This is a genomic window from Enterococcus sp., assembly GCF_032555305.1.
Taxonomy (GTDB): Bacteria; Bacillota; Bacilli; order Lactobacillales; family Enterococcaceae; genus Enterococcus_A.
This window is the reverse complement of record NZ_JAWGOQ010000025.1, coordinates 20491-44537: the sequence shown is the minus strand read 5'-3', so window position 1 is coordinate 44537 and position 24047 is coordinate 20491. Positions and strand designations below refer to the sequence as shown.

Genomic DNA, 24047 nt, shown 5'->3' with positions numbered 1-24047 from the left:
GACGAAGGAGCTATTCGTCAAAACCTTTTTTGAATTGTTCTTTTAATAAGGTGTAGTGATTCATGTCTCTCAATTTGCCGTAAAGCAGGGCATCTTGTGGTTCTGTGCTGGTTAGTGTGAAGCCGCAGCGTTGCGCTACGCGATTACTTGGATCGTTTTCGATATCTACGCAAATTAAGAGTTTGTTAAAGCCAAAGGTATCAAATGCGAGGGAGCAGACCGCCTGGACACTTTTTGAAATGATCCCGCGTTTGGTAAAGGAAGAATGCAGCCAGTACCCAATCTCGCCCTTGCCGATTTTTTTATCCACATTATGAATATCAATACAGCCGCAAATCGTTTGCTCGGAAAGAATGAAGAAGAGATAATCCGTCCCATCAGCGTAGCCATGCAGCTTCATCTTTATAAAGTTTTTTTCGTCTGCCAGCGTTTTCGTTTCAGCCATCACATCGATAAATGATTCAATGTGTGGTCGATCAGACTCGATCAACGCAAACAGCTCTTCAGCGGCCTCCAATTGTGGAAAGGCGAGTGCTAAGCGTTCATCGATTCGATAGGTAAAAGCCTTCATTAACAACACCTCCATAAAATCTTTCAATGAGCATACCAGTATGGGAAATGAAAGTCAAAAAAGGCACCTACCGTGGATTCACAGCAGGTGCTCTTAACGCAATCTCGCGTCTTCCATTGAGGAGTCACTCCTATTCGTAAATAAGGAAATCATTTTTTGACAAAAATGAGTCTGATTCTCACCACATATGTCATTCCACTAGCTGATCTAAAGCTAGGAGTGGAACTGAAATCCTACTTCGTAATAAGGAAATCTTTTTTTGCTGGTATGGCTAACACCTGTTTAGGAAATCATTTTTCAAAAAGCCTGAAAAATGAATCCGAATGTCATTGCGCATACCATTTTACTAATTTGCTGAAGCAAGAAGTAAAACTAGCAAACTGAAATCCTTAACTTTTTTGCAATTCTTGTACCGCTTTTTCAATCGTTACGCCAGTTGCAACATGATTTTGATCATTTTTGTCGAAGACGATAAAAAGATTTAAATCAGTGTTCAATGTGACACGGTATTGCACGTTTGTGTTATCGAATGTCATAATCATTCTCCTTTCTTTGTGTGACGAAAGGCAACTATTACGTTGATAACGAAATTCCACTTATTAATATAACACGAATGAGAGGTATTTACTAACAAAAAGTTTGTAAACGCTACAATGAAGAACGGACTTATGAAATCCTTAATAGTTGTTTTTTTAAGGCGTGAAAAACGTTAAAATAACTTAAAAATTGAGTGATTCGAGGGTTTTTGTTGGTTGTTTCACCTGATAAAACTTATAATTCCATTTGGACTATTAATGTTAGGTGATGGAATGAAGAAAAAAAGAATAGCTTTTTTGCTGGTTTTTGTCGCAATCATCAGTGGCGGCATCTATTTTGCGCAAGGGAAGAATGAAATTACAGACATAATTGAAGGAACCCAACAAAAAAATAAAATCGTCATGAATGTTCCTCTAGAAAGTCAATTTGACGGAGTTGCGTTGGAAAATGGCTGTGAAGTTACCGCACTGTCGATGCTCTTGCAGTATTACGGCTATGATACGAATAAAAATGAATTGGCCGATGAGCTGGATTACGAGCCGTTATTTACGGAATCCGGTAATCACGGGGATCCTCATCTGGGATTTGTCGGCGATATTACCGGTGGAGACGAAGCCATGGGCGTTGCTGTGGAGCCAATCGCAAAACTGGCTAGAGAAAAGGTCGGTGATGAGTATCGAGTGGTTGCGGGAAAGAAAAAGAACTTCAATCAAATGATCGATGTCGTAGCCAGTGGTAAACCAGTCTGGATCGTCGCGACTGTTGATTTTCAAGTACCAAAGGATGACGACTGGCTGTTATGGGAGACGGATCAGGGCAGCATGTATGTCACACCACTGATTCATTCCGCAGTGATCACCGGCTTTGATCGCGAAAAAAAGATCGTTTATGTGAACGATCCTTATGGGTATCAAAATCGTGAAGTAAGCTGGTCTGATATGAAGAAAATTTATCAAGAGTCTGATCAGCAATCCCTCTATTTAGAAAAAAACTAGGCATTTATTTAACCACTTCAATTCATTTTGGTGTGGTTTTTTTACTATCTTTGAATAAAAACACTTGTTGCTACAAACGTTGATATGATACGCTTTTTTGTCGAAAAAAGGGCTTACAAAACCTCTGCTGGTTGTTATACTAGAATAAAAGGGGGAAGGCTCAATGAAGGAACGTTATTACAATATTTTAGCTGCAGTAGATGGATCTCCGCAGGCGCATCAGGCTTTAATGGAAGCAGTCGAAGCAGCACGTAGAAATAATGCCCGTTTATACATCGCGCAAGTGGTTAACAGCAGCGGATTGTTAATGAATAGTGCGACGCCTGTTGCCCAAATCATTGAGGAAGAGAAGAAAGCCGCGCTTAAGCTTTTAGAGGAAGAAGTTGCTGGAATTGATTACTACAATAAACAGATGGTCACGTGTGTTGGAAGCCCGAAAAAGGCACTTTGCTTTGATTTGCCGGAAGTATACAAGATCGATCTGATCTATATGGGGGCGACTGGTAAAGGCAGACTCGAGCGGATGCTTGTAGGCTCTACCACTGATTATGTCGTTAACAATGCTCCCTGCGATGTGATGGTCGTAAAATAAGCGGCAGTTGTTATCACGAGGAATGGATAGATGAAAAAAATGGAAGACTCTAAGGATAGAAGGGATAAGATGGACTATACAATCCAACAAATGGCAGAACTTTCTGGGATAACGACTCGAACTTTACGCTTTTATGATGAACGAGCTCTTTTGAAACCCGCCTATTTGAACGACGCCGGATGTCGAATATATACAGAAAAAGAAGTGGATCGTCTGCAACAGATCATGTTGTATCGATCGGTTGGAGTCGCCTTAAAAACGATCAAAGAACTTGTTGATCGACCAGCGGAAAAGGTCCAGCAATCACTGCTGGAGCAACGAGAACATGTGACTAACAAGCAAAAGGAACTGAATCGTCTGCTGAAGGTTTTAGATGATACTTTGCTATATTATAAAGGGGAACTGGAGATGACTGATTCCGAGAAGTTTGAGGCCTTTAAGCAGAAGTCACTGCTTGAAAATTCAGAGAAATATAGTGAAGAGCTTCGAATAAAATTCGGTCGAGAGGTACTCAAGGGTTCAAATGAAAAATGGATGGAAATGAGCGATTTTGATTATCGAAAACTTGAAGAAGTTGAAAAGACTCTTTTTCAAAAATTGACCAAATTTATAAAAGAAGGGGAAGTCCCCAGTACATTGGCAGAAGAAATCTTTGCGTTGCATCGATTGTGGTTGCAATTCAGCTGGAAAAACTATACCAAAGAGGCCCATCGTGGCTTGAGCGAGATGTATCTGGCAGACGAACGCTTCACCCATTACTATAATGAAAACTGCGGCATCGGAGCCACGGAAGCGTTATGTCAGATCATTGAATACTATACGAGGTAAAAGGATTGAAACCTAATTCAATCCTTTTTTGCTGCAAGTAAATTTAGCGAACGCTGTGCCTCGGCAGTAAATTGTTCTTCCATTAATAGTAATTCTTCACTTTGAGGAAAAGCGGAAAAACAAATCAGAAGCTTCCACTGGATCAAGGGTTCTTGACGATAGGTATCTTTCATCTGAAGCAGGGCTTGATAATTCTCTGCTGTGGCTAGGTTCTGATGATAAAAGGCCATATAGCCGATCGCATCGATCAATTCACTCAGCTTTTCAAGGGGAAGCTCTGTCACGGACTCCAGCAGTGTCGGAAAAATCGCAGGGTTCATCCGACCTAGCGAACGGGCAATCAGATCGCGAGGCAGCGGAAATGATTTCTTTTTAGACGGTGCAATCGGTGTGCGATGTTGATTTTTTCCGATCACTGCCAGAAAAGGGATCATTTGCTGCGCTGTTTTTGAATCACCGCTCTCTAATTTCTCAGTGATCGCTAAGCGGGTGTAGAGGGCAGGCTCATTGACTAAAGCGTGCAGCAAAATGTTCGTTGTGTCACAATTTAGCGGTAAAAGACGTGCGGCGACCGTTCGTTCTACAGCGTTATCAGAGGAAAACAAAGCTGTTAATTCCTCGATTGATTTCTCTTTATAAGCAAGTAATTCATTATTTTCAATATACCCGCGTTGTTTACGCTGCCTATAATTATCCATAGCATTCACTCCTTTATTAAAAGTATAGCAGAAATAGTTGTTATAAAAATTTGTGTTTCAATTCACAAAATCGTTGATTTATGATTTCCACTATGCTATCATTTTAAAAAAGAAGAGGTGATGGGAATGAAAAAAGTAGTTGCGAATCCGATGGAATTGAGAGATGCTATTCGTTGCGAGAAGAGAAATATTTCAATCACAGGCGGTTTTGCTGAAATGCTGCAGCCGTTAGCGACGCAGCAAGAAGTTGATGTAGAAAAGATGGATCTGCCGACTTTTGTGAAACTAGCTTTAGATCCTGCAACAATGGAGAAGTTATCTACCGCATATCAAGTGGCGATGAAGAATGATAAGGCTGGTTTTGAATTAGAATACGTAAAGATTTAATTTTTTTAGCGAACCTTGTGAAAAAAATATCAAATTAAAATAATGATTTCCTTGCAGCTATACGCTACAAGGATATTTTTTTATGTCTTGAAAATAGCGTGAGAATAGGAAAATAACCATTTTGATAATTTGTTTTTAATAGATTTAGAAATATAGAATACTTTCGACGAATAAAAATATTTAGTAACATTCTAAATAAATTTAAAAATGTTAAAAAAACAATTCAGAAAATCGCCAAAATGACTAAGAAATCTGGTAAAATATGATTATGAGGAAGACCTCTCTCAATCTTTCTTAGCTAGTTTTATTTGACTAGCATCCCCTTTAAGCACCTTGTGATCAAGGTGCTTTTTTTGTTAGTCCAACTTTTCGCAGTTAATTAAATGTGGTGGACAATTAAATGTTGTATGCTAAAGCTAATATCAAGTTGTTTAGTTGGGTAATATGCGAAGCGAAACTAGATTCATTTTTCGGTCTTTGAAAAAATGAGTTCTCCTAAATAGAGCTAGCTGCGAGTTTTTCTTCGTGCTTTGTCAGTCCAACTTTTTGCAGTATTAGTCGAGACAGAGAGATAACTTGGAAGTAGTACAAATAGTTTTCAGTACTGTTTAGTTGGCTAATATGTGAAGCGAAAAATGAGTCTTCTTATATGTAGCTAGCTCAATATTCAAAGGCATGATAATATCCGTAGGGAAATGACGCCTATCCAATTTGTAGGCTACGTGATCGCTGCTTAAATAGAGATAAAAAGAGAAAATGATTAGAAAACGCTTACGATTTGCTGTACAAAGACTCCTCAGGTAGATACAATAGAAAGAAAGGGGGTCTTATTATGAAAGAATCATACAAAAGAATACTCGTTGCAGTAGATTCATCTGAACAGGCACGCAGAGCATTTCAAGAAGCAATCGAAGTCACTCGTAGAAATGATGCACATTTGTATATTTTGATCGTATCAGACACCAATCATTTAGGCGCCGAACCTTACGCTGTAGATCATATCGTCAAGGAAGCCCAAAAAGCCGCTCGCATGGTGGTGGGGTCATTGGAAGAAACAATCCCTGAGGATATTGAGTTTACAACTGTTGTTGATGATCGGAATCCAAAAGCGAAGATCGTTTCCTTTGCTGCAGAAGAAAAAATCGATCTGATTTTGATGGGGGCAACCGGAACAGGTACGTTTTCACGATTATTACTAGGTTCGACGACAGCCTATGTCGTCAATAACGCACCATGCAACGTGATGGTCGTTCGATAAAAAAAGAAGAGCCAGCACATTTTCGTGCTGGCTCTTAGCTTGCGGTTTGATAGGCTTGGATATCGTTCATTAGTTTGGTTCTGCCTAATACGGCATATTTTACGACGATCAATTGTCCGCGGGCATTTCGCTTGCCAGCGACAACGATCTTCATGCCGTTTTCTACGTCGGCCAGGAAGTTCAATGAGTGAGCAGCAATCAGACAATTGGTATTAGCCAGTTGAAAATAGACTAAGGGCTGCTGAGAATACTGGACGATCTTTAGCTTTGCGACAGTTCCTTTAAGAGACTCCATCGGCCTTCCTCCTCGTGTGAATACCTTTGAAAACGAGCTCATTGTTTTTGCGTTCAAACTGAAAATAAATATCCTTCTTGCGGCCGGTCTTTTTGGCAGGGATAACAAAATAATCACGATCTTCGGCATCCATCTTGGCGGTAATTTGGTTCAAAAATAGTGCTAACGGTAATGAATCCTTCACCAAGGAATCATACGTTCGATAAAAAATTTCAACAGAATCTGGACTAATCATAGACATGGTCATCACCTCAAAATCATTATACGAACATTTGTTCGGAAAGTAAAGTGGAAGCTAACGATTTTCCACGAAAAAAAATACGCAAAAAAAGAGATTCCCTTTGAAAAAGAAATCTCTTTTAGCATAGTATCCAATAGATTGCGAGCCAAAAAAGCAGGCAAAAGATCAGGATCATGCGATAAATGATATGGCGTGGCTGACGGTAAAGCCAGCTGTAAAATTTTTTCATATAAAAATCCTTTTGGTCCCAGCTGCTGACAGAAAGCATGCAGGACGGATAGAGTATCGTGTAAAAGAACAAAAAACACGCCTGCGTGTTCCGCAAGCGTGTCGTATAATCGAAGTGTGGACGGCTGGAATCGAACCAGCACCTCTGTCTTAAATGCGGACTACATCATTGAACGAGTAAAACACCAAGTTCATCCACGTCTACAAGTATAGCGAAACTTGTGTGGATTTGAAAGGGGTTTACCAGCAATTAAAAAAATATTATACTTTGATTTTTTTCTCATATTCTTCTGAGAATTCTCGAGCAATAAGCCAGCCGTAGCTTTCCGTGATTGCGGCCGCTGTTGATCCATTGACGATGTTTCCGGCAACGGGCAGCTTACCCACTAGGAAGCGAGCGGTCATTTGGCCTGCTTTTTGAGCTAGAAATTGCGTAGCGAGCGCTTTGGCGGCGCCTTCTTCAAGTTTTATATGGAAAACCTTTCCTAAAGCGATTACCATCGCTGTTTGGATTGGTAATAAAACGGTCGCATCTGGAAAAGGCAGCTGCGCCATTCCCGCGCCGACACCAGCAGCGGCAGTGGATGCACTATGAATAATGAGATGAGCTTTTCTGCGTTGTAATTTGTTCATTAGTAGACTTAAACTCCTTTTCTATAGACAGATCCTTGTTGATTGAGCACAGTTTAGCATTTCACTGCAAAAAGGACAATTTATCGAGCAAGTTTTTAAGCAGTTTTAACTATTCTGAAATTAAAAAAACAAGGAGAAATAGTTATTTTCATTTTTCGAAGAATCCTCTGAATGATAAACTAGGGAGGAAGGAGGGCGGCAAAAATGGTTGATGAATATAAGAATATTTTAGTTGCTGTGGATGGCTCGAAGCAATCCAAAAAGGCCTTTGATGAAGCAATAAATATCGCAAAGAGGAATAACGGCAAGCTGACTTTGGCAACAGTGATCGATACAGCCAGCTTTAGCGGAACGACCGGAGGAAATTCGATCCCATTAATGCAGGAAGTCCACGCCAAGGCGCAAAGCATTATCACCGAATTAGAGCATCATCGCATGACGGAGGAGCAGGAGGTCCATCTGACGTCCCAGATTATCGCCGGCAATCCTAAACGAGAGATCGTCGAGCTGGCACAAAAGCTTGATACAGATCTGATCGTGATGGGCGCGACAGGATTAGGGGCGCTTTCCTTATTATTTGTTGGCTCAACGACAGCATATGTGGTCAATCAAGCACCTTGCAATGTGATGGTAGTAAAATAAAAAAACGTCTGACTCGAGTCAGACGTTTTTTTCATCCAGCGTCATAAGCAATTCGTTCCCGTCATCATACACGTACATTACTTTGGGAAATTCGATCTCTTCATAGGCCTCGACATAGGGTGCGGTGATCCCGTCTGAAAAATAGGGCTCACTTTGCGAATAGACAACACTCAATGTACGGGCTACTTTATTTTTAAAAAAGTGGAAACGCTGGGGTGAAGTAAGGGGTAATCCTTTCATGGGCCGTACAAAAATCATATGCCAGATTTCCTGCTGCATGTGTTCAGGAACAGCGTCAAAAGGGACCTCACTTCGTCGTGGTTTCGTCGGTTCAAACATTTTTCTCAACCTCTCTTTGCTTTATCATAGCAGGTTTTAGGTAGAAAAAAAGTAAAAGCAATCAAATTCTCGTAATTTAGTTCGTTGTAAGAGTTTTTTTTTGTTAAAAATGATATGGTGAAGGGGAAAAGATAAAGCTCTTTAGCGCTTAAGATTAACAATTATTATGCAAATGAACGAGGGTGAGAAAGATGCGCTATGGAATTTTTTTTAATCCGAATGCAGGGGATGGGAATGCTGAAAAATTAGCCAAAAGAATGAAGGTCAAGTTTGAGCAAGCAGAACATTCAGCTAATTTTCTGACTGCACCTGATCCGGAAAAAGCAGTTGAAAAGGTGAAAGAGGCCATCGAAGAATACGATGGAATTGTCGCGATCGGCGGTGACGGTTCATTGAATATTGTCGGAACCGCCTTTGTTCAGGCAGGCAAATCACTCCCACTGGGCATCATTCCAGGAGGTACGATCAATAATTTTGCCAAACGCTGGCATCTGCCGTTGGATGAAGAGGAAGCGATGGATGTGATCATCGCTGGTCATCAACGAAAAGTGGGAATCGCCGCCTGCCAAGATCGGCAAAAGGCGGTCATCAGCTCCTTTACTTTTGGCTCATTCGCAGATATCTCTAATGAAGTCCGGCAAAATGAAAAGCGAAAATTTGGGTTGATCGTTTATCCACTGAAGGCGTTGAAGCAGATCGGCAAAGATACATCCTATCCCGTCGAGATCAAGGCGGATAATTTTCACGAAAAGTTGAAGGTTTGGTTCTCCTTAGCGACGACCACCCATTCAATCGGCGGAAGAACCTATGTGGATACCGATTATGATACATTGCATGTCAGTATTTTGCATAATATGCGCTTTCGAAAGCTACTTCAGCTTATGCGTTTTATCTTTACGGGTCGGCTGAAGGAATCCAATGCCATGACTTATTTGGAAACTGAAAAGTTAGAGTTAACGCCATTGACGGCCAAAAAAATCTATTCCCGGATCGATGGCGATAAGGGACCGGCTTTACCATTAACCGTGGAGTTTTTGGCAGATTTCGTGCCGCTTTATGTACCAGAAAAATCAGAAAATGAGAAATAGGAGGGTTTGAAGATGGACAAAAATATGGAAACATTATTGGTTAACGCGGATACGTTTACGCTGATCACGATCGATAATCGCGGCTTCCCCCATGCGATCGCAGTTTCACCGCCGCTGGAACGAAATGGCTTTTACTATTTCAAATTCTACATCAACGGGGATGGACGAACGGCGGATAACATTCGTCATAATCGAACCGGTAGTCTGTTTTGTTTTGATAAGGAAAAGCATGAGAGCGTTGCGTTGAAGGGCTATTTGTTCGCTGAAGAACTGGTCGAGTACAAGAAGTTAGCCGCACAATTGAACGAATTTCAAAAGGAATTGAACTATGAGCATCCGATGATCGCTGTTTTTGAGACATTGAGTGTCAAGCATTATGAAAATATGCACGGTGAATTTTTAGATGTACCTGAAAAATAACAAAAGGGTCAACTCTTGCGGGAGTTGGCCCTTTTGTTTTATGTGGATATAGTATCTCTATTCGATGCTCGTTGAGATGGTCCCCGAAGCTTTGGCTTTTTTGATAATGACGGGCATGACCAATGAGAAGATGATGCAAGCGCTCCTTCATTAATTTAGAATTATTTCAAAAATAAAATGATTTGCTAATGAAACGTCAGAGCAACCCTGCTATAATAGAAAAAATATTTACAAAAGGGAGCGAAGGAAGTGGATAAAAAGGCATTAAAGCGATTGATCGATGTAGCAGCGGGGCGTGAACCGGCTGATTTAGTTTTAAAGAATGCGAATGTGATTGATGTGTACCAAGCACAAACGATTTCTGGAGATTTGGCGATCGTTGATGGGAAAATCGCTGGAATCAGCGGCGAGTATCATGGGAAGGAAACGATCGACCTAAAAGGGAAATTTGTGGCTCCGGGATTTATTGATCCTCATATCCACGTGGAATCTTCTTATGTGACACCAGAGGAGTTTGGTCGATTGTTGGTCCCTCACGGAACGACGACCGTACTGGCTGATCCCCATGAAATTGTCAATGTGCTAGGTTTGGCAGGCTTGGATTATATGGTGGAGGCAGCGAAAGAAACAGCATTGGATATTCGTTATATGATGCCTTCCTGTGTGCCGGCGACTAATATGGAGAATGCTGGTGCTGTTGTGGAAGCCGCAGATATGCTTCCTGCCTTTGAGAACAAGCAGGTCGATGGACTAGCAGAATTCATGAATTTTCCCGGCGTAATCAACGCAGAGGATGCGGTGTTAGATAAGTTGTTAGCAGCAAAAGAACGGGGCTTGCGGATCGATGGTCATTCACCGATGGTCTTCCATGAGGAGCTGAATGCTTATGCGGCGGCGGGAATCGCTAATGATCACGAATGTTCAACGGTTGAAGAGTTGACAGAGCGGATCGCACGCGGGATGTATGTTTTCTTACGAGAAGGCTCGGTTACGCAAAACCTGCGAACCTTATTAAAGGGTGTAACAGATAATAACTATCAGCGCTGTGTCCTGTCTGCGGATGATTTACAGGCAAAAACAATGCTGGAAAAAGGACATCTGGACAACAGCATTCGCATCTGTATCGAAGAAGGTGTATCACCGTTTCGCGCGATTCAAATGGCGACCATAAACGCGGCGCAATGCTGCCAGCTGAACGATCGCGGTGCCATCGCACCAGGACTGAGAGCTGATTTAGTGATTTTCTCTGATTTGACTCAGCTAGAAATTGAAGCGACCTATATTACGGGTAAGTTGATCGCTGAAAATGGCAAGTATCTGGCAGAAGTCAAACGCATCTCCACTGAAAATGTGCAATCCAGTGTGCATATCGATAAATTCCAGCCGGAACAATTGACGCTTACTTTAACTAGCGAAAAAGCCCGTGCGATCGAAGTGATTCCACAAGAGGCTTTAACGAATGAAGCGATTGTTTCTATTAAAAGAGATTCACAGGATCAGTTCGTTTATGACCCGCATCAGGATGTGACTAAGATCGCGGTGATCGAACGTCATCATAATACCGGCAATGCCTTTGTGGGATTATTAAAAGATTATGGTCTGAAAAAAGGCGCCATCGGCTTGTCGATCGCTCATGATTCCCATAATTTGATCGTAACAGGGACAAATGATGAAGATATGGCTGCCGCCCTTCAAGCATTGAAGGAGCAAGAAGGCGGCGTCGTGCTGATCGAAGCTGGCAAAGTCATCGGCAGTATGGCCTTGCCGATCGCCGGATTGATGAGCGACTTGAGCGGCGAAGAAGTTGCAGAACAAGAGGCGGAGATCAATCGTCTGGCCCATGAAGTATTAGGCGTGTCGGAAAAAGTCGATCCCATCATGACACTGGGCTTCATGTCATTAGCAGTGATTCCGAATCTGAAGATCACGGATATTGGATTGGTGGATGTGACGAAGTTTGAAGTTGTGTCTGTATCAGTGGAAGACTAGAAAAAAAGTTAGGTAAAAGATCCTCGAAAGAATCTTTTGACCTAACTTATTTTTTTGTTCTAAAGATTGCAGGTAAGAAAATAAAGAATGAAAGAATCAATACGCTGGCACCAACCGTCAGAATAAATTTCCTAAGCCCATCTGTGACACACTGGCGATGTTGCCGTAAATATTTGTCAAAATAACTGCTAAGCTGATCACCATTGTCGCAAGGATCGCTTTGATCCGTTCCCCACGTTTTTCAAAATAATTAATCACAGAATAAAGTCCCCAACCCAACAAAACAATCGTAAATGTATCCATATTTAACAACTCCCTCTCTTTGATGTATTCATCATATCAAGGAATCGAAGGATAAAATACTTACGAAAGAGTGGGTAAACTTACGATTGTGAAAGGTTCAAAATAAGTGGCGGAAAATCAACTGTCATGACTTGTTGACTAAGTAGATGGATTAAGAGAAAATGTTCACAAAGAGAGTATCTTGATTAAGAAGGGTCAGTTCAGCATAGTATAAACTAAGAAGGAGTGGGAAAATGGTAAGGATTGCGGTTGATATGGACGAAGTAATCGCGGATTTTATTGCAAAGCAGCTAATACTTTTCAATGCTGCAAATGGAACGAAGTATAGTAAGAAGGATTTAGCTGGCACTAAACTGCGGCTAATGCACCCAGAACAAGCCGAAACTATTCAAGCGATGGTCAGTGATGAGAACTACTTCGCGGATTTGCCCGTGATTGAAGGCGCCAAGGAAGCGCTGGGAAAATTGGCAGAGAAGCACGAGATCTTTATTACTACGGCGGCAATGGAATTTCCGACTTCCTTCGATGCCAAATACGCCTGGCTGAAGGAACATTTCAGCTTCATTCCAGAAACTAACTACGTCTTCTGCGGGGATAAATCGATCATTTCCGCTGACTATCTGATCGATGATCACATGCGGCACTTGGAGAATTTCCAAGGACAAGGCATTCTTTTCGCCGCCGCTCATAATTATTACGAAACCTATGAACCCAAAATGAATGATTGGTATGAAGTGTATCGGTATTTTGAGGAGAAGCATTAGAAAAAAGGGGTACCCGACAATAGTTCTCAACATTTGGTTTAGCAGGAGAAGGTGCGTAGCTAGCTATTCGCCTTTTCCTGCTTTTTTAGGATCAGCTCAAAAATTGTCCATACTAAATAAACCTAGGTCTCACAATTTTTTGTTCAAGAGGATCGGACAAAAAATCGAAACAATCAACTAAGCGTCATTTCTTCTTTCTGTTTCTCCAACTAAATGCCCTGTCGAAAATCTTTTTCTTTTTCTTCGCTTCACGCCCTTTTTTGATCTGTTCATCCGTTTTGCCATAGCGCAGCTGGGAGGTGTCTATAGTCTCCGGTTTCTTGGTAGATTTTTGGGCAGGAGTCGTCTCTGTTGTGGTTGGATTCGGCGCGGCGGAGCAGCTCTTAAGCTTAGTCGGCGGAGCTTCCTCCGGCAACGAGAGCAAAGTGTCCGCATTTGTAGAGAGCGTGTTGTTCGTGTTGACACTGTTAGAAACTGGATTTGTGACTTTTTGAGGTGTGTTGCTTCTATTAGTAGTAGAAGCTTGTGTTTGTTTGGTTGTTGATGGAGTAGCTGAAGCTTGGGTAGAAGACACCACTTTTGGTTGAGATGCGGCTGCTTTATGCTCGACATCGATACTGCCTCGTTTACTTTTATAACTCATGTACTCTGTAAAGCGGCGGATGCCAGCTGGCGTTTCAAAAATTGTCAGAGTCGTCATTAGTTTCAATAATTCGGCAACCTCAGCGATTTCTTGTTCTGCTTCTTTTGGGATTTCTTTTGTATTAGACAGGGTCCAAGTATGCTTTTTCCCGGAGGCATCCATAAACACCGAGACGATTTTGAACTGTTCTTCTGAGTTTTCTCTAACAATTTGTGTTCTTTTCATTAACAATTCATTATATAAACAAGTTTCCTTGGTAGCTTCACGAAAGGCGGTTTCACTTTGGAAAAGGCGTGCGATGACAGTCTGCCATTGTTCTTCACTAAAGAATTTCTGGAAGTAAATTGCGTGTTGACGCAGAGTGTCATTGGGTTCTGAGATAAGAAAGATCTGATGGATCAGGTCCACAACCAGATTAAGGGAGAAATCTCCAACACATAAAGCATTGCGCAAAAGAATCGCTACAAGATATTCAACGACTTCCGCGGCATTGCCCGTTTGTTCAAAAAATGTACGAATTCTCTTCATTAAGTTCTCTTTCTTAACTCCAAAAAGGGTTCTCTGTCCAATCTTCACATTAGCTAAAGCCATCTAATCCAACCTCCAATTTTTCATCTTAAAGCAAACGGTTACATTTTCGTTTGCAACGATAGGATAACACGGATGTTTTGAAAATTGAATAGCAAAACGTATATACCTTTATTATTTATTATTTATAAAAGTTGTGGGTAATGACTATTGTAAATAATGGCAGAACAAACAATTTTCGGTGATCAAATGATAAATAACAACACTTGTTTTTTTATCGTAAAGAGGAAAAAGCTGTTTCGTTTGATTTATGATGATTTAACTAAGCAGGCTGTAAAAATTATGAAGAAATTTGGGACTGTAAAAAAGTACCATTATTTTACAGTAATTGTATTTCCAATCTATTTAAGCTTACTTACTGATGCTTTCTCGAAAAGGTAGCAATACTTTGAAGCATAAAAAATGTTGCCCAATTAATTGGTGAATGCAGATTAAGTGATTAATCATATAGAGGCTATATACATTTATAACTCAATTTTCTCGAATTAAGATACTTATTTGTTATTGGTGTTCTTATTTGATGAGAACTTTGGTAAACTTTTAGTAAGCGGTTACTATAGTTGGAAGAAAGAATACTTTTTTAGGGCACAAAAAAAAGCGCCGAAACAGCGCCACTTAGAAAAGTTGATTACGGACTAAGCCTTATTTTAACTCGCTATGTTGTTTTGAAAGCTTCCAACAAATTCATTATAACAAGCTTTTCTGAGAAATCAAAGACAAAATGAACGAAATATTTTTTTGGGAGGATGTCAATGAAAAGAGAATATACCATTGGGTTAGATATCGGAACCTCATCTGTTGGTTACGCGGTACAATATGAGAACTATGAGTTAGTTAAGAAAAATATGAAGATCAAAGGGAACGGTTCACGGAAAAAGATCAAGAAGAATTTCTGGGGTGTTCGTTTGTTTGAAGCGGGGGAAACGGCTGAGGGAACTAGATTAAAGCGGATAGCCCGTCGCAGATATACAAGACGGCGCAATCGGTTGAACTTTTTACAGACATTTTTCATGATTGAAATGAATCAAGTCGATCCCAATTTCTTTTATCGTTTGCAGGAAAGCTTCTTTGTTCCAGAGGATAAGTTGAATGAACGTCATCCAATCTTTGCGACGCTTGAAGAAGAGGTCGCCTACCATGAAAAATTTCCTACAATTTATCATTTGCGGAAACATTTAGTCGATTCTAATGAACAGAGCGATCTGCGATTAATCTATTTGGCAATGGCTCACATGATCAAGTATCGTGGGAATTTTTTAATCGAAGGGAAACTTAGTCTGGAAAATACTTCAGTTGAAGAAATGTTTAAACTATTTTTACAAGCATACAACCAGGCCTTTTCATTACAAGGAGATGGCAGCTTGATCAATCCAATCGTTGAAACAATAAAAGTCGCAGATGTATTGCAGACAAGACTTTCGCGTCAAAGAAAAGCGGAGAATGCTTTAGCATTATTTCCAACTGAAAAATCTACAGGTACTTTCATGCAATTTTTAAAGCTGATCGTTGGCAATCAAGCAAATTTCAAAAAGACTTTTGGCTTAACTGAAGATGTTAAAATGCAGTTTTCTAAAGAAGAGTATGAGGAACAACTGGAGGGGCTGCTGGCAAGCATTGGGGACGAGTTCGCAGAAGTTTTTGCAGCAGCAAAAAAAGTTTATGATGCGGTGGAGCTATCGGGTATTTTGACTGTTGAGGACACTACAACTAGGGCGAAACTTTCTACCAGTATGGTGAAACGTTACGAGGAACACAAGGAAGACCTTAAGAAAATCAAGCATTTCATCAGAGAAAAATTACCCGAAGAATATTATGATATCTTTCGAAATGAAAAGAAAAATGGTTATGCTGGCTACATTGAAAATGGCGTGACACAGGAAGATTTCTATAAATACATGAAGAAGGTATTGAACCAGGTAGAAGGAGCCAATTATTTCTTAGATAAAATCGAGCAAGAAGAATTTTTGAGAAAACAGCGAACGTTTGATAATGGTGTTATCCCACACCAAATTCATTTAGAAGAATTGAAGGCGATTTTGCGTAAACAGGGAAAGTATTATCCATTTTTGGCAGAAAACCAAGATGAAATTGCTAAAATTTTAACGTTCAGAATTCCATATTACGTGGGACCTTTAGCGTTAGGAAATAGTCGCTTTGCGTGGGCAACCAGAACAGCAGAGCCGATCACACCGTGGAATTTTGAAGAGGTGGTCAACGAAGAAGACTCTGCTACGAAATTTATTGAAAAGATGATCAATTACGATCAATACCTACCGCAGGAAAAAGTGCTGCCGAAGCATAGTCTGCTGTATGAGAAATACATGGTTTTTAATGAGTTGACTAAAGTTACGTATACTGATGAAAGAGGGATCACTCAAAATTTTTCTAGTATTGAAAAACGAGAAATTTTTGATGAGCTCTTCAAGAAACAGCGTAAAGTCAAGTATAGCGATCTGGAAAAATTTCTAAAAAATCAATACATGATAGATGTAAATAAAATAGATGGAATCGAGACCGCCTTCAATGCCAGCTTTGGAACCTATCATGATTTGATGAAAGTCGGTATCAAACAGGAAATGTTGGATGATCCTGATAATGACGCAATGTTTGAGGAAATTATTAAGACATTAACCGTTTTTGAAGATCGGAAAATGATCCATGAACAGTTGAGTCCGTATGCAGAGTGCTTTGAACCGAAAGTCTTAAAAAATTTAGAACGCCGTCATTATACTGGTTGGGGACGATTATCCGCAAAATTGCTCAATGGGATTCGTGATAAACAATCAAAGAAAACAATCCTGGATTACTTGATGCGTGATGATGATATGCCTAAGAATAGAAATCGAAATTTCATGCAGTTGATTAACGATGAGACGTTATCATTTAAGGAAACTATCGCCAAAGAACAGGACTTGGAACAAACGGATGATCTGCATGAAATCGTGAAAAATTTGGCGGGAAGTCCAGCGATCAAAAAAGGAATTCTGCAAAGTCTAAAAATTGTCGATGAGATCGTTGCTATTATGGGATATGCGCCTAAAAATATCGTGGTGGAGATGGCTAGAGAAAATCAAACCACCGCAAAAGGCAGAGACAAGTCAAAGGCTCGTCAAAGGATTTTAGAAGAAGCAATGAAAGATCTTGGTAGCAATATTCTCAAGAATTATCCACTTGATAATGTCAATTTGCGGAGCGATCGTCTCTTTCTTTATTACATGCAAAATGGAAAAGACATGTATACAGGGGATGATTTGGACATTCATAATCTATCTAATTATGATATAGATCATATTATTCCCCAGAGCTTTATCAAAGATGATTCGATTGATAACTTGGTTTTGGTAGGTTCAAAAGAAAATCGTGGGAAGTCTGATGATGTTCCAAGTGAAAATGTCGTGAAAAGAATGGAATCTTATTGGGAATTGTTGCGAAAGAACAATTTGATCAGTGATCGCAAATTCAACCATTTGACGAAGGCTAAAAGTGGTGGCTTGACAGATGAGGACAAGGCACATTTTATCAAGCGTCAATTAGTTGAGACACGACAGATCACGAAAAATGTTGCGCAAATTTTACACCAAAGATTCAATGCTGCTGATAAAGAAAACGAGATATCTACACGAATTATTACACTGAAAGCTAGCCTGACGAGTCAATTCCGGCAGATATTCAACTTCTATAAGCTGCGCGAAGTGAATGATTATCACCACGGACACGATGCCTATCTCAATGGTGTTGTTGTTACTGCTTTATTGAAGGTGTATCCAAAGTTGGAGCCGGAGTTCGTTTATGGGGATTATCGTAAATTTAATTCCTTCAAAGAGAATAAAGCTACAGCTAAAAAAGAATTTTACAGTAATTTGATGTTGTTTTTCAAAAGTGATCAAGTGAAAACAGATGCCGAGACAGGCGAGATTCTTTGGAGCCAACAAGATATTTCAACTGTGAAAAAGGTAATGAATTATCGACAGATGAATATCGTAAAGAAGACGGAAATTCAGACAGGGAGTTTTTCAAAAGAAACGATTCAGCCAAAAAGTGATACTGCTAAACGAATTCCGATAAAAAGCAATTTAGATCCCAAAAAATATGGCGGTTACATTGAACCTACCATCGCCTATTCTGTGGTGATTACACATGAAAAAGGTAAGAAGCAGAAAAGAGTGAAAGAGATCGTGGGGATCACGATCATGGAGCGTTTGGAATTCGAAGCAAATGAAGTTCAGTTTTTATTAGGAAAGGGTTTTTCAAATCCTCAAGTTATAGTGAAGTTGCCGAAATATACACTTTACGAGTTTGAAGATGGGCGCCGAAGACTCCTTGCTAGTGCCTCAGAAGCACAAAAAGGAAATCAACTGGTATTACCAGAGTATTTAGTTGAACTCCTATATCATGCGAAACATTGTGAAGGATTAGATGGGAAAAGCGTTACTTATCTAAATGACCATCGGAGCGACTTCGATGAACTGTTTGAGCTCGTGAAGGAATTTGCCATGAAATATTCGATCACAGAAAAGAAAATGCAAATCATGGTTGGACTATTTGAAAAAAATCATGATGCTGATATCAAAATTATGGCACAGTCTTTCTTGAATTTGATGCAGCTTAACGCAATGGGCGCACCTGCTGACTTTACCTTTTTTGGTGAGCAGATAAAGCGTGCACGCTATAAAGGCATTAAGGAGTTATTGAATGCAACGATCATCAATCAGTCGATTACGGGTATGTATGAGACCCACAAGAAATTAGGTGAGTAGATGGGCTGGCGAACAATCGTGGTGAACAGCCACTCAAAATTGGCGTATAAGAACAATCATCTTGTCTATAAAACTTCGAGCCGAAATGAAATGATCCATTTATCTGAAATCGATGTTTTATTGTTAGAGACAACCGACATTTTGATCACAACGATGCTGATCAAACGCTTAGTTGATGAAAACATTTTAATTCTTTTTTGTGATGATAAACGGTTACCCATTGGGAAGCTGCTACCATTTTATGGGCGGCATGATAGCAGCTTGCAGTTGGGTCGCCAAATTAATTGGACTTTGGAACGCAAAGGAATTGTTTGGACGGAGATTATTTCGCAAAAGATATTGAACCAGCATCAGTTTCTCATTGACTTGGACTATCAAGAAAAGGCGACTGCTTTAATGACACTACACAGTGGGTTAGAAATCTTTGATCCGTCAAATCGAGAAGGACACGCTGCAAGGATCTATTTTAATACGTTATTTGGGAATGACTTTTCCCGTGACAGTGAAAATTCTATCAATGCTGGGCTGAACTATGGTTATACACTATTGATGAGTATTTTTGCACGAGAAATTGTGAGATGTGGCTGTATGACACAGTTTGGTCTTAAACATGCCAATCAATTCAATGATTTCAACTTGGCAAGTGATTTGATGGAGCCTTTTAGACCAATTGTTGATCGAATCGTCTATGCGAATCGAAAGGCGGATTTTCGTGTTATTAAGCGCGCGTTGTTTGAGTTATTCACAAATAATTACCAATACAACTCAAAAGAGATGTTTTTGACGAACATTGCTAGTGATTACACGAAAAAAATCATCAAAGTATTAAACGAAGAAAATGAAAGGATTCCGGAATTTCAGGTATGAGTTATCGATATATGAGGATGATATTAATGTTCGACATGCCAACTGAAACAGCAGATGAGCGAAGGGCGTATCGTAATTTTCGAAAATTTTTGTTGAGTGAAGGATTCATTATGCATCAATTCTCCGTGTATAGTAAAATATTACTGAATGGAACAGCATCGAAGGCGATGGTGGCTAGACTAAAACAAAATAATCCGAAAAAAGGGTTGATTACTTTGCTAACGGTTACGGAGAAACAATTCTCACGCATGATTTATTTAAGTGGTGAATACGACACACGTATCGGAAATTCAGATGAACGGATTGTTTTTTTAGGTGAAGACTATGCAGAGGATTAATTTTGGGTTATTGGATCAACCAATTGAAATCACGAATGCAACTATTTTAGCGGTTGAAGATACGAAAGCTTTTGCTCGTTTGGTAAAAATGTTTTATCAATATGATGGAGAATCGGAGTTACGTATTTTTGATAATAAGCAAAAAGGTGTAAAAGATTCTGAGCTGATGCTGATTACAGATGTTTTAGGCTATGAGCTTAATTCGACTGCTATATTAAAGCTAATTTATGGAGATTTGGAAAAGCAATTAAATGAAAAGCCGGAAGTTAAATCGATGATCGATAATTTGGCTTCTACGATAAGCGAGTTGATCAATTATGAGCTTATCGAGCATGAGTTGGATTTAGAAAGTGATGAAATCACTATTATTGAACTCTTCAAAGCTTTAGGTATTAAAGTTGAGACGAAGAGCGATACTATTTTTGAAAAACTAGTTGAGATCGTACAGGTATTCAAAAATCTCTCAAAGAAAAAGCTGTTGGTATTCGTAAATGTCTGTTCCTATTTAACAGAGGAAGAATTGACGGAACTAACCAGTTATATTTCTCTTTATGGAGTGGATGTTCTATTTTTGGAACCAAGAAGAATTGAGGATTTTGAGCAATATATTCTAGACGAAGACTATTTTTTAGAAGTAAGTGAGTAGTGATGTTTTTGCTCTTTGATAATTAAATAAAATAGATAAATTTGAAGCATTCAAAGCTGAAATCTAGCTATGGATGAGTGGCGCGATTACGAAACCTTTTAGAAACAAAAATTGTCTACGAGGTTTTAGAGGTTTTAGAGCTATGCTGTTTTGAATGCTTCCAAAACCCGTTCATTGGAAAGACAATGCGACGTTCAGTTTTAGAGCTATGCTGTTTTGAATGCTTCCAAAACACTTCTGGTACTCGTTCTTCCCATACTTCTGTTTTAGAGCTATGCTGTTTTGAATGCTTCCAAAACAGACCTAGCAAACAGTAATAATGATTTAGGGTTTTAGAGCTATGCTGTTTTGAATGCTTCCAAAACATATCGGTTGCTTTCACTTCGTACACGCCAGTTTTAGAGCTATGCTGTTTTGAATGCTTCCAAAAAAGGTATTTTTATGTATTTTGAAAATTCAATGTTTTAGAGCTATATTAATATGAAAGCTTCCTAGACAGTTTGTTAGGCGAGATTCTACCCTATTCAATGATTTACAACGAATTTTTTGCACACACCAAAAAAACGCTAACCGCTTCTCTTCAAGAAAAGCAGGTAGCGTTTTTTTCATCTAATCTAACACTTCACCATTTACGCCGAGGGATTCTTCCTCCGGCTCTTCGTAGTGGAAGTTAGAGGTGTCGTATTTAAAGTTGTATTTGTTTCCTAAGAAGTACTTCGCGATATGGAGCGTACGGTCGCTGGAGCGTTCAAGGTTGGAGCTGATATCGATCAGCAGCACACCGTCCGCGGCACGACCTTCACCATTCGTCATTAGCTTGATATATTTTTTCCGCAGCAATTCAACCAGTTGATTGATTTCTTCTTCCCGATAGAGCATCTTTTGTGCTAGTTCGATATCATCGTTTTCCAAGACCTGCAGCGCATCGCGGATATTCTTCAATACCTTATCGAAAAGCAGTTCAAGGTGTTCATCATGAAGCAGGAAGGTTTGACGATTATTGGTTGTTTTAGTTTTGTTTCGTTTATCCTTGGCCCGTTGTTTTTCTTCAAGAGCAATCGATTCTTCGACGTAGCGGATGATATTCATGGAGTGATCACCGATTCGCTCGAAGTCTTTAGTAAATTCTAAGAGCATCGCCTGTTCCTGACTTTGTAAAGGGGTAAGGTAGGTTGCCGAAATCTTTACGAGATATTCGGTCAATTCGATATCGCATTGATTGATGGCATCTTCATATTGCAGAACATCATCACGCCATTCTTCTTTGGTATCGTTGTAGTATTTGCGTGCCGATTTGACGGAAGAAAGCACATAATTTCCCATTTGAATAACTTCGCCTTTGGCTTGTTCGATCGCCATAACAGATGAAGTATGAATGACTGGTTCGCTCAAAGTAACAGAGCGGATGTTCAAATTCTTCTCACTGCCGGGAACGATTTTCTTCACAAGTGTCTCGATCTGTGGAATGAACCAGAATTGGATCAGCAAATTCGATACATTGAAGAGTCCATGAGCAAAAGCCAGCTGCATGGCGGGATTCAGGCCTAGTGAGCTCGCGAAAAACGTGACAACCGAAGTAAAAGGTGTCAGTAAGATTGTAAATATGAGTGCTCCAACAAGGTTGAAAATCACATGAGATGCAGCGGTTCGTTTGGCCGCAACACTAGCACCGAGACAAGCGATGATCGCTGTGATTGTCGTTCCGATATTATCTCCAAAAAGGATTGGTAGGGCGGCACCTAAGGTAACACTGCCTTGCATGTATAGCTGCTGTAATATACCGATCGTTGCACTGGAGCTTTGCAAGACCATGGTCAATAGCGTTCCGATCCCAACACCCAGAACAGGATGATGAGAGACATTGATCATTAATTGATTAAATTGCGGCAGATCTTTTAAAGGGTCCATAGCTTGTCCCATAAGTTTCAACCCAAAGAAAAGAGCTCCGAAACCAAAGAGAATCTGACCGATGGATTGCAGTGAGTTGCGTTTTGCAAAAAAGAGTAAAATCGCTCCGACACCGATAATCGGCAGCGCATATTCGCTTAAATTAAAACCAATGATAAAAGCGGTAACAGTCGTTCCCACATTGGCACCCATGATGACGCCGATCGCCTGTTTTAGGGTCATAAAACCTGCACTGACAAGTCCGACGGCTAAAACGGTGGTGCCAGAGCTGCTTTGGATCAAGCCGGTTACAATAATTCCGGCTAAAACAGCGCGAAATGGGGTGGAAGTGAAACGATTTAGGATTTCTCTTAGTCGGTTTCCGGCAGCTTTTTGCAAACCGTCTCCTAAATATTTAATCCCGAAAAGGAAAATTCCCAGTCCACCTAAAAAGGTGAAAAGCATTTCTTGATAAGACATAATGCGTCCTCCGCTAAAATTTTTTTGCATGCTACTACCAAAATAATAGATTCACAAGTAAAAAGAAAGTCTTTTATTTAAAAAAGCGCTATTTTTTTTGAAAAATTCAATTTATTTTGCTGGATTCAAAGTTAATCCAAGTTTAAGCACTTAAATAGAAGGAATTCTTTTGTATTTTTTAGCGCTTTCAGCTACTCTTAAAGTAGAAGGAAATTTGATAGATTGGATGCTTTATGGAAAAAAGTATCGGGTATTGATGATGGGCTGACAGGTGCCATCCTATCTGCTGCCTAAAAATTTAGACAACCAAGTGATTCAGCGCGTTGTGGTTCGCAGTGATTTTTGTATGAATATGGTTCATGATTTTATTGAGGACTTAAAAGAAGCAATCAAGGAATTAGAAAATAGTTACTTAGTCTTTCATGAAGAGACTGAAATAAAAAATTATGGCTTTCCCATTAGGAAAAATAAAGGAGGAGTTACAGATGAAAGTAGTTTTTCATGTTGATGAGTTAGGAATGATCCGAGAGGCGCGCCATGATATCGAGCATATCCTATTGTCAGAACCAAATGCGGATATCGTGCTATTAATGAACGGCGAAGCGATCCAAGGCTACTTGCTGCCGCGAGTGATCAAGTTTATGAAGGAGTATCCAAATATTACTTATCAAGCCTGCCATCATTCGATGCGAACCTTCCATGTCCGTTCCAAGCAGATGCATGAGCAAGTCGACATCATCGAATCTGGCGTGATTGGTCTAGTTGAGTTGCAGGAAAAGGGATATTCTTATATTAAGTGTTAATGTAATTAATTTCTTTATATAGAAAGAATCAAACTGTAGACAATATCCGATATGCGGATGATGTCTACAGTTTTTTTGGTGCTGGTGATTCATATAGAACGATTAGAAACACTGCGCAGCTATTGCTGTTGAATGATGAGTCGGTTAATATGTGAATTCGCACACGAATTTTCAAATCAGTTTATTTTTGCATTTTTAATTTGAAAAAGTTGCCATTTTAAGTAAAGGGC

At 39.8% G+C, this 24047-nt stretch carries 25 protein-coding genes and 1 CRISPR repeat array; of the genes, 15 read left to right on the top strand and 10 right to left on the bottom strand.

Annotation, left to right across the window (positions count from 1 at the left end; all coding sequences use genetic code 11):
* Nucleotides 1-10: 10 nt before the first annotated feature.
* On the bottom strand, nt 11-571 hold the full coding sequence (locus E6139_RS16670) for a GNAT family protein (RefSeq protein ID WP_316404460.1): 561 nt from the start codon (nt 569-571) through the stop codon (nt 11-13).
* 389 nt (nt 572-960) lie between these two features.
* Complete coding sequence (locus tag E6139_RS16665; protein WP_316404458.1) at nt 961-1107, bottom strand: hypothetical protein; 147 nt, start codon at nt 1105-1107, stop codon at nt 961-963.
* Nucleotides 1108-1380: 273 nt separating this feature from the next.
* On the opposite strand from E6139_RS16665, the gene E6139_RS16660 reads away from it, so the two are divergent.
* From E6139_RS16660 to E6139_RS16650, 3 genes are all read left to right on the top strand, one after another.
* The gene (locus E6139_RS16660) at nt 1381-2103 is read left to right on the top strand and encodes a C39 family peptidase (protein WP_316404457.1); all 723 of its coding nucleotides are present in this window, start codon (nt 1381-1383) and stop codon (nt 2101-2103) included.
* Nucleotides 2104-2266: 163 nt separating this feature from the next.
* Nucleotides 2267-2695 carry a universal stress protein gene (locus tag E6139_RS16655; protein ID WP_316404455.1) on the top strand — a complete coding sequence of 143 codons (429 nt, stop codon included), beginning with the start codon at nt 2267-2269 and terminating at the stop codon, nt 2693-2695.
* 30 nt (nt 2696-2725) lie between these two features.
* A complete protein-coding gene (locus E6139_RS16650) occupies nt 2726-3523 on the top strand; it encodes a MerR family transcriptional regulator (RefSeq protein ID WP_316404454.1) in 798 nt (265 codons plus the stop codon).
* A gap of 17 nt (nt 3524-3540) precedes the next feature.
* Here the strand turns inward: E6139_RS16650 and E6139_RS16645 are convergent, their stop codons facing one another.
* Nucleotides 3541-4221 carry a hypothetical protein gene (locus E6139_RS16645; RefSeq protein WP_316404452.1) on the bottom strand — a complete coding sequence of 227 codons (681 nt, stop codon included), beginning with the start codon at nt 4219-4221 and terminating at the stop codon, nt 3541-3543.
* A gap of 126 nt (nt 4222-4347) precedes the next feature.
* Between E6139_RS16645 and E6139_RS16640 the strand changes: the two genes are divergently transcribed.
* Together E6139_RS16640 and E6139_RS16635 are read left to right on the top strand one after the other, a co-directional pair.
* Entirely contained in the window at nt 4348-4608 is a 261-nt protein-coding gene (locus tag E6139_RS16640) for a hypothetical protein (RefSeq protein ID WP_316404451.1), read from the top strand.
* A gap of 832 nt (nt 4609-5440) precedes the next feature.
* Nucleotides 5441-5866 (top strand): universal stress protein, encoded by a 426-nt coding sequence (locus tag E6139_RS16635; RefSeq protein WP_316404449.1) that lies wholly within the window; start codon nt 5441-5443, stop codon nt 5864-5866.
* A gap of 34 nt (nt 5867-5900) precedes the next feature.
* On the opposite strand, the gene E6139_RS16630 is transcribed toward E6139_RS16635, so the two are convergent.
* The 3 genes from E6139_RS16630 to E6139_RS16620 form a co-directional block, all read right to left on the bottom strand.
* The gene (locus E6139_RS16630; protein WP_316404447.1) at nt 5901-6161 is read right to left on the bottom strand and encodes a hypothetical protein; all 261 of its coding nucleotides are present in this window, start codon (nt 6159-6161) and stop codon (nt 5901-5903) included.
* The gene (locus E6139_RS16625) at nt 6148-6402 is read right to left on the bottom strand and encodes a DUF5960 family protein (protein ID WP_316404445.1); all 255 of its coding nucleotides are present in this window, start codon (nt 6400-6402) and stop codon (nt 6148-6150) included. The genes E6139_RS16630 and E6139_RS16625 overlap by 14 nt, the downstream gene beginning before the upstream one ends.
* Nucleotides 6403-6891: 489 nt before the next feature.
* Nucleotides 6892-7263 (bottom strand): hypothetical protein, encoded by a 372-nt coding sequence (locus E6139_RS16620; protein WP_316404444.1) that lies wholly within the window; start codon nt 7261-7263, stop codon nt 6892-6894.
* A 204-nt stretch (nt 7264-7467) separates the two neighbouring features.
* On the opposite strand from E6139_RS16620, the gene E6139_RS16615 reads away from it, so the two are divergent.
* Complete coding sequence (locus E6139_RS16615) at nt 7468-7905, top strand: universal stress protein (RefSeq protein ID WP_316404443.1); 438 nt, start codon at nt 7468-7470, stop codon at nt 7903-7905.
* 18 nt (nt 7906-7923) lie between these two features.
* Here the strand turns inward: E6139_RS16615 and E6139_RS16610 are convergent, their stop codons facing one another.
* Nucleotides 7924-8244: a DUF960 family protein gene (locus E6139_RS16610; RefSeq protein ID WP_316404442.1), complete on the bottom strand. Its 321-nt coding sequence runs from the start codon at nt 8242-8244 to the stop codon at nt 7924-7926.
* Nucleotides 8245-8435: 191 nt separating this feature from the next.
* Between E6139_RS16610 and E6139_RS16605 the strand changes: the two genes are divergently transcribed.
* The 3 genes from E6139_RS16605 (at nt 8436) to ade (ending at nt 11741) form a co-directional block, all read left to right on the top strand.
* A complete protein-coding gene (locus E6139_RS16605; protein WP_316404440.1) occupies nt 8436-9332 on the top strand; it encodes a diacylglycerol kinase family lipid kinase in 897 nt (298 codons plus the stop codon).
* Between the two features lie 12 nt (nt 9333-9344).
* The gene (locus tag E6139_RS16600) at nt 9345-9752 is read left to right on the top strand and encodes a pyridoxamine 5'-phosphate oxidase family protein (protein WP_316404438.1); all 408 of its coding nucleotides are present in this window, start codon (nt 9345-9347) and stop codon (nt 9750-9752) included.
* 249 nt (nt 9753-10001) lie between these two features.
* Complete coding sequence (gene ade / locus E6139_RS16595) at nt 10002-11741, top strand: adenine deaminase (protein WP_316404437.1); 1740 nt, start codon at nt 10002-10004, stop codon at nt 11739-11741.
* 117 nt (nt 11742-11858) lie between these two features.
* Here ade and E6139_RS16590 read toward each other — a convergent pair whose 3' ends face one another.
* Nucleotides 11859-12044 (bottom strand): hypothetical protein, encoded by a 186-nt coding sequence (locus E6139_RS16590; protein WP_316404435.1) that lies wholly within the window; start codon nt 12042-12044, stop codon nt 11859-11861.
* A 233-nt stretch (nt 12045-12277) separates the two neighbouring features.
* Here E6139_RS16590 and E6139_RS16585 point away from each other — a divergent pair, with 233 nt between their 5' ends.
* Nucleotides 12278-12808, top strand: coding sequence for a 5' nucleotidase, NT5C type (locus E6139_RS16585; RefSeq protein WP_316404433.1), 531 nt, complete (start codon nt 12278-12280; stop codon nt 12806-12808).
* 184 nt (nt 12809-12992) lie between these two features.
* Here the strand turns inward: E6139_RS16585 and E6139_RS16580 are convergent, their stop codons facing one another.
* Complete coding sequence (locus E6139_RS16580; RefSeq protein ID WP_316404431.1) at nt 12993-14042, bottom strand: hypothetical protein; 1050 nt, start codon at nt 14040-14042, stop codon at nt 12993-12995.
* 749 nt (nt 14043-14791) lie between these two features.
* Between E6139_RS16580 and cas9 the strand changes: the two genes are divergently transcribed.
* The 4 genes from cas9 to csn2 are packed head-to-tail and all read left to right on the top strand — an operon-like array spanning nt 14792 to nt 20647.
* Nucleotides 14792-18796 (top strand): type II CRISPR RNA-guided endonuclease Cas9, encoded by a 4005-nt coding sequence (gene cas9, locus E6139_RS16575; protein ID WP_316404430.1) that lies wholly within the window; start codon nt 14792-14794, stop codon nt 18794-18796.
* The gene (gene cas1 / locus E6139_RS16570) at nt 18797-19663 is read left to right on the top strand and encodes a type II CRISPR-associated endonuclease Cas1 (RefSeq protein ID WP_316404428.1); all 867 of its coding nucleotides are present in this window, start codon (nt 18797-18799) and stop codon (nt 19661-19663) included.
* Entirely contained in the window at nt 19660-20001 is a 342-nt protein-coding gene (cas2, locus tag E6139_RS16565) for a CRISPR-associated endonuclease Cas2 (protein ID WP_316404426.1), read from the top strand. The genes cas1 and cas2 overlap by 4 nt, the downstream gene beginning before the upstream one ends.
* Complete coding sequence (gene csn2, locus E6139_RS16560; RefSeq protein ID WP_316404425.1) at nt 19988-20647, top strand: type II-A CRISPR-associated protein Csn2; 660 nt, start codon at nt 19988-19990, stop codon at nt 20645-20647. Before cas2 ends, csn2 begins: the two co-directional genes overlap by 14 nt.
* A 131-nt stretch (nt 20648-20778) precedes the next feature.
* A CRISPR array of direct repeats spans nt 20779-21079; the repeat unit is 37 nt; unit sequence GTTTTAGAGCTATGCTGTTTTGAATGCTTCCAAAACA.
* A gap of 177 nt (nt 21080-21256) precedes the next feature.
* Here csn2 and E6139_RS16555 read toward each other — a convergent pair.
* Nucleotides 21257-23014: a Na/Pi cotransporter family protein gene (locus E6139_RS16555; RefSeq protein ID WP_316404424.1), complete on the bottom strand. Its 1758-nt coding sequence runs from the start codon at nt 23012-23014 to the stop codon at nt 21257-21259.
* Nucleotides 23015-23499: 485 nt separating this feature from the next.
* On the opposite strand from E6139_RS16555, the gene E6139_RS16550 reads away from it, so the two are divergent.
* The gene (locus E6139_RS16550; protein WP_316404422.1) at nt 23500-23817 is read left to right on the top strand and encodes a sulfur reduction protein DsrE; all 318 of its coding nucleotides are present in this window, start codon (nt 23500-23502) and stop codon (nt 23815-23817) included.
* Nucleotides 23818-24047: the final 230 nt, after the last annotated feature.

Coding starts and splice junctions, on each gene's coding strand:
- E6139_RS16670 (WP_316404460.1), bottom strand. CDS start 571: ATGAAGGCTTTTACCTATCGAATCGATGAACGCTTAGCACTCGCCTTT.
- E6139_RS16665 (WP_316404458.1), bottom strand. CDS start 1,107: ATGACATTCGATAACACAAACGTGCAATACCGTGTCACATTGAACACT.
- E6139_RS16660 (WP_316404457.1), top strand. CDS start 1,381: ATGAAGAAAAAAAGAATAGCTTTTTTGCTGGTTTTTGTCGCAATCATC.
- E6139_RS16655 (WP_316404455.1), top strand. CDS start 2,267: ATGAAGGAACGTTATTACAATATTTTAGCTGCAGTAGATGGATCTCCG.
- E6139_RS16650 (WP_316404454.1), top strand. CDS start 2,726: ATGAAAAAAATGGAAGACTCTAAGGATAGAAGGGATAAGATGGACTAT.
- E6139_RS16645 (WP_316404452.1), bottom strand. CDS start 4,221: ATGGATAATTATAGGCAGCGTAAACAACGCGGGTATATTGAAAATAAT.
- E6139_RS16640 (WP_316404451.1), top strand. CDS start 4,348: ATGAAAAAAGTAGTTGCGAATCCGATGGAATTGAGAGATGCTATTCGT.
- E6139_RS16635 (WP_316404449.1), top strand. CDS start 5,441: ATGAAAGAATCATACAAAAGAATACTCGTTGCAGTAGATTCATCTGAA.
- E6139_RS16630 (WP_316404447.1), bottom strand. CDS start 6,161: ATGGAGTCTCTTAAAGGAACTGTCGCAAAGCTAAAGATCGTCCAGTAT.
- E6139_RS16625 (WP_316404445.1), bottom strand. CDS start 6,402: ATGTCTATGATTAGTCCAGATTCTGTTGAAATTTTTTATCGAACGTAT.
- E6139_RS16620 (WP_316404444.1), bottom strand. CDS start 7,263: ATGAACAAATTACAACGCAGAAAAGCTCATCTCATTATTCATAGTGCA.
- E6139_RS16615 (WP_316404443.1), top strand. CDS start 7,468: ATGGTTGATGAATATAAGAATATTTTAGTTGCTGTGGATGGCTCGAAG.
- E6139_RS16610 (WP_316404442.1), bottom strand. CDS start 8,244: ATGTTTGAACCGACGAAACCACGACGAAGTGAGGTCCCTTTTGACGCT.
- E6139_RS16605 (WP_316404440.1), top strand. CDS start 8,436: ATGCGCTATGGAATTTTTTTTAATCCGAATGCAGGGGATGGGAATGCT.
- E6139_RS16600 (WP_316404438.1), top strand. CDS start 9,345: ATGGACAAAAATATGGAAACATTATTGGTTAACGCGGATACGTTTACG.
- E6139_RS16590 (WP_316404435.1), bottom strand. CDS start 12,044: ATGGATACATTTACGATTGTTTTGTTGGGTTGGGGACTTTATTCTGTG.
- E6139_RS16585 (WP_316404433.1), top strand. CDS start 12,278: ATGGTAAGGATTGCGGTTGATATGGACGAAGTAATCGCGGATTTTATT.
- E6139_RS16580 (WP_316404431.1), bottom strand. CDS start 14,042: ATGGCTTTAGCTAATGTGAAGATTGGACAGAGAACCCTTTTTGGAGTT.
- cas9 (WP_316404430.1), top strand. CDS start 14,792: ATGAAAAGAGAATATACCATTGGGTTAGATATCGGAACCTCATCTGTT.
- cas1 (WP_316404428.1), top strand. CDS start 18,797: ATGGGCTGGCGAACAATCGTGGTGAACAGCCACTCAAAATTGGCGTAT.
- cas2 (WP_316404426.1), top strand. CDS start 19,660: ATGAGTTATCGATATATGAGGATGATATTAATGTTCGACATGCCAACT.
- csn2 (WP_316404425.1), top strand. CDS start 19,988: ATGCAGAGGATTAATTTTGGGTTATTGGATCAACCAATTGAAATCACG.
- E6139_RS16555 (WP_316404424.1), bottom strand. CDS start 23,014: ATGTCTTATCAAGAAATGCTTTTCACCTTTTTAGGTGGACTGGGAATT.
- E6139_RS16550 (WP_316404422.1), top strand. CDS start 23,500: ATGAAAGTAGTTTTTCATGTTGATGAGTTAGGAATGATCCGAGAGGCG.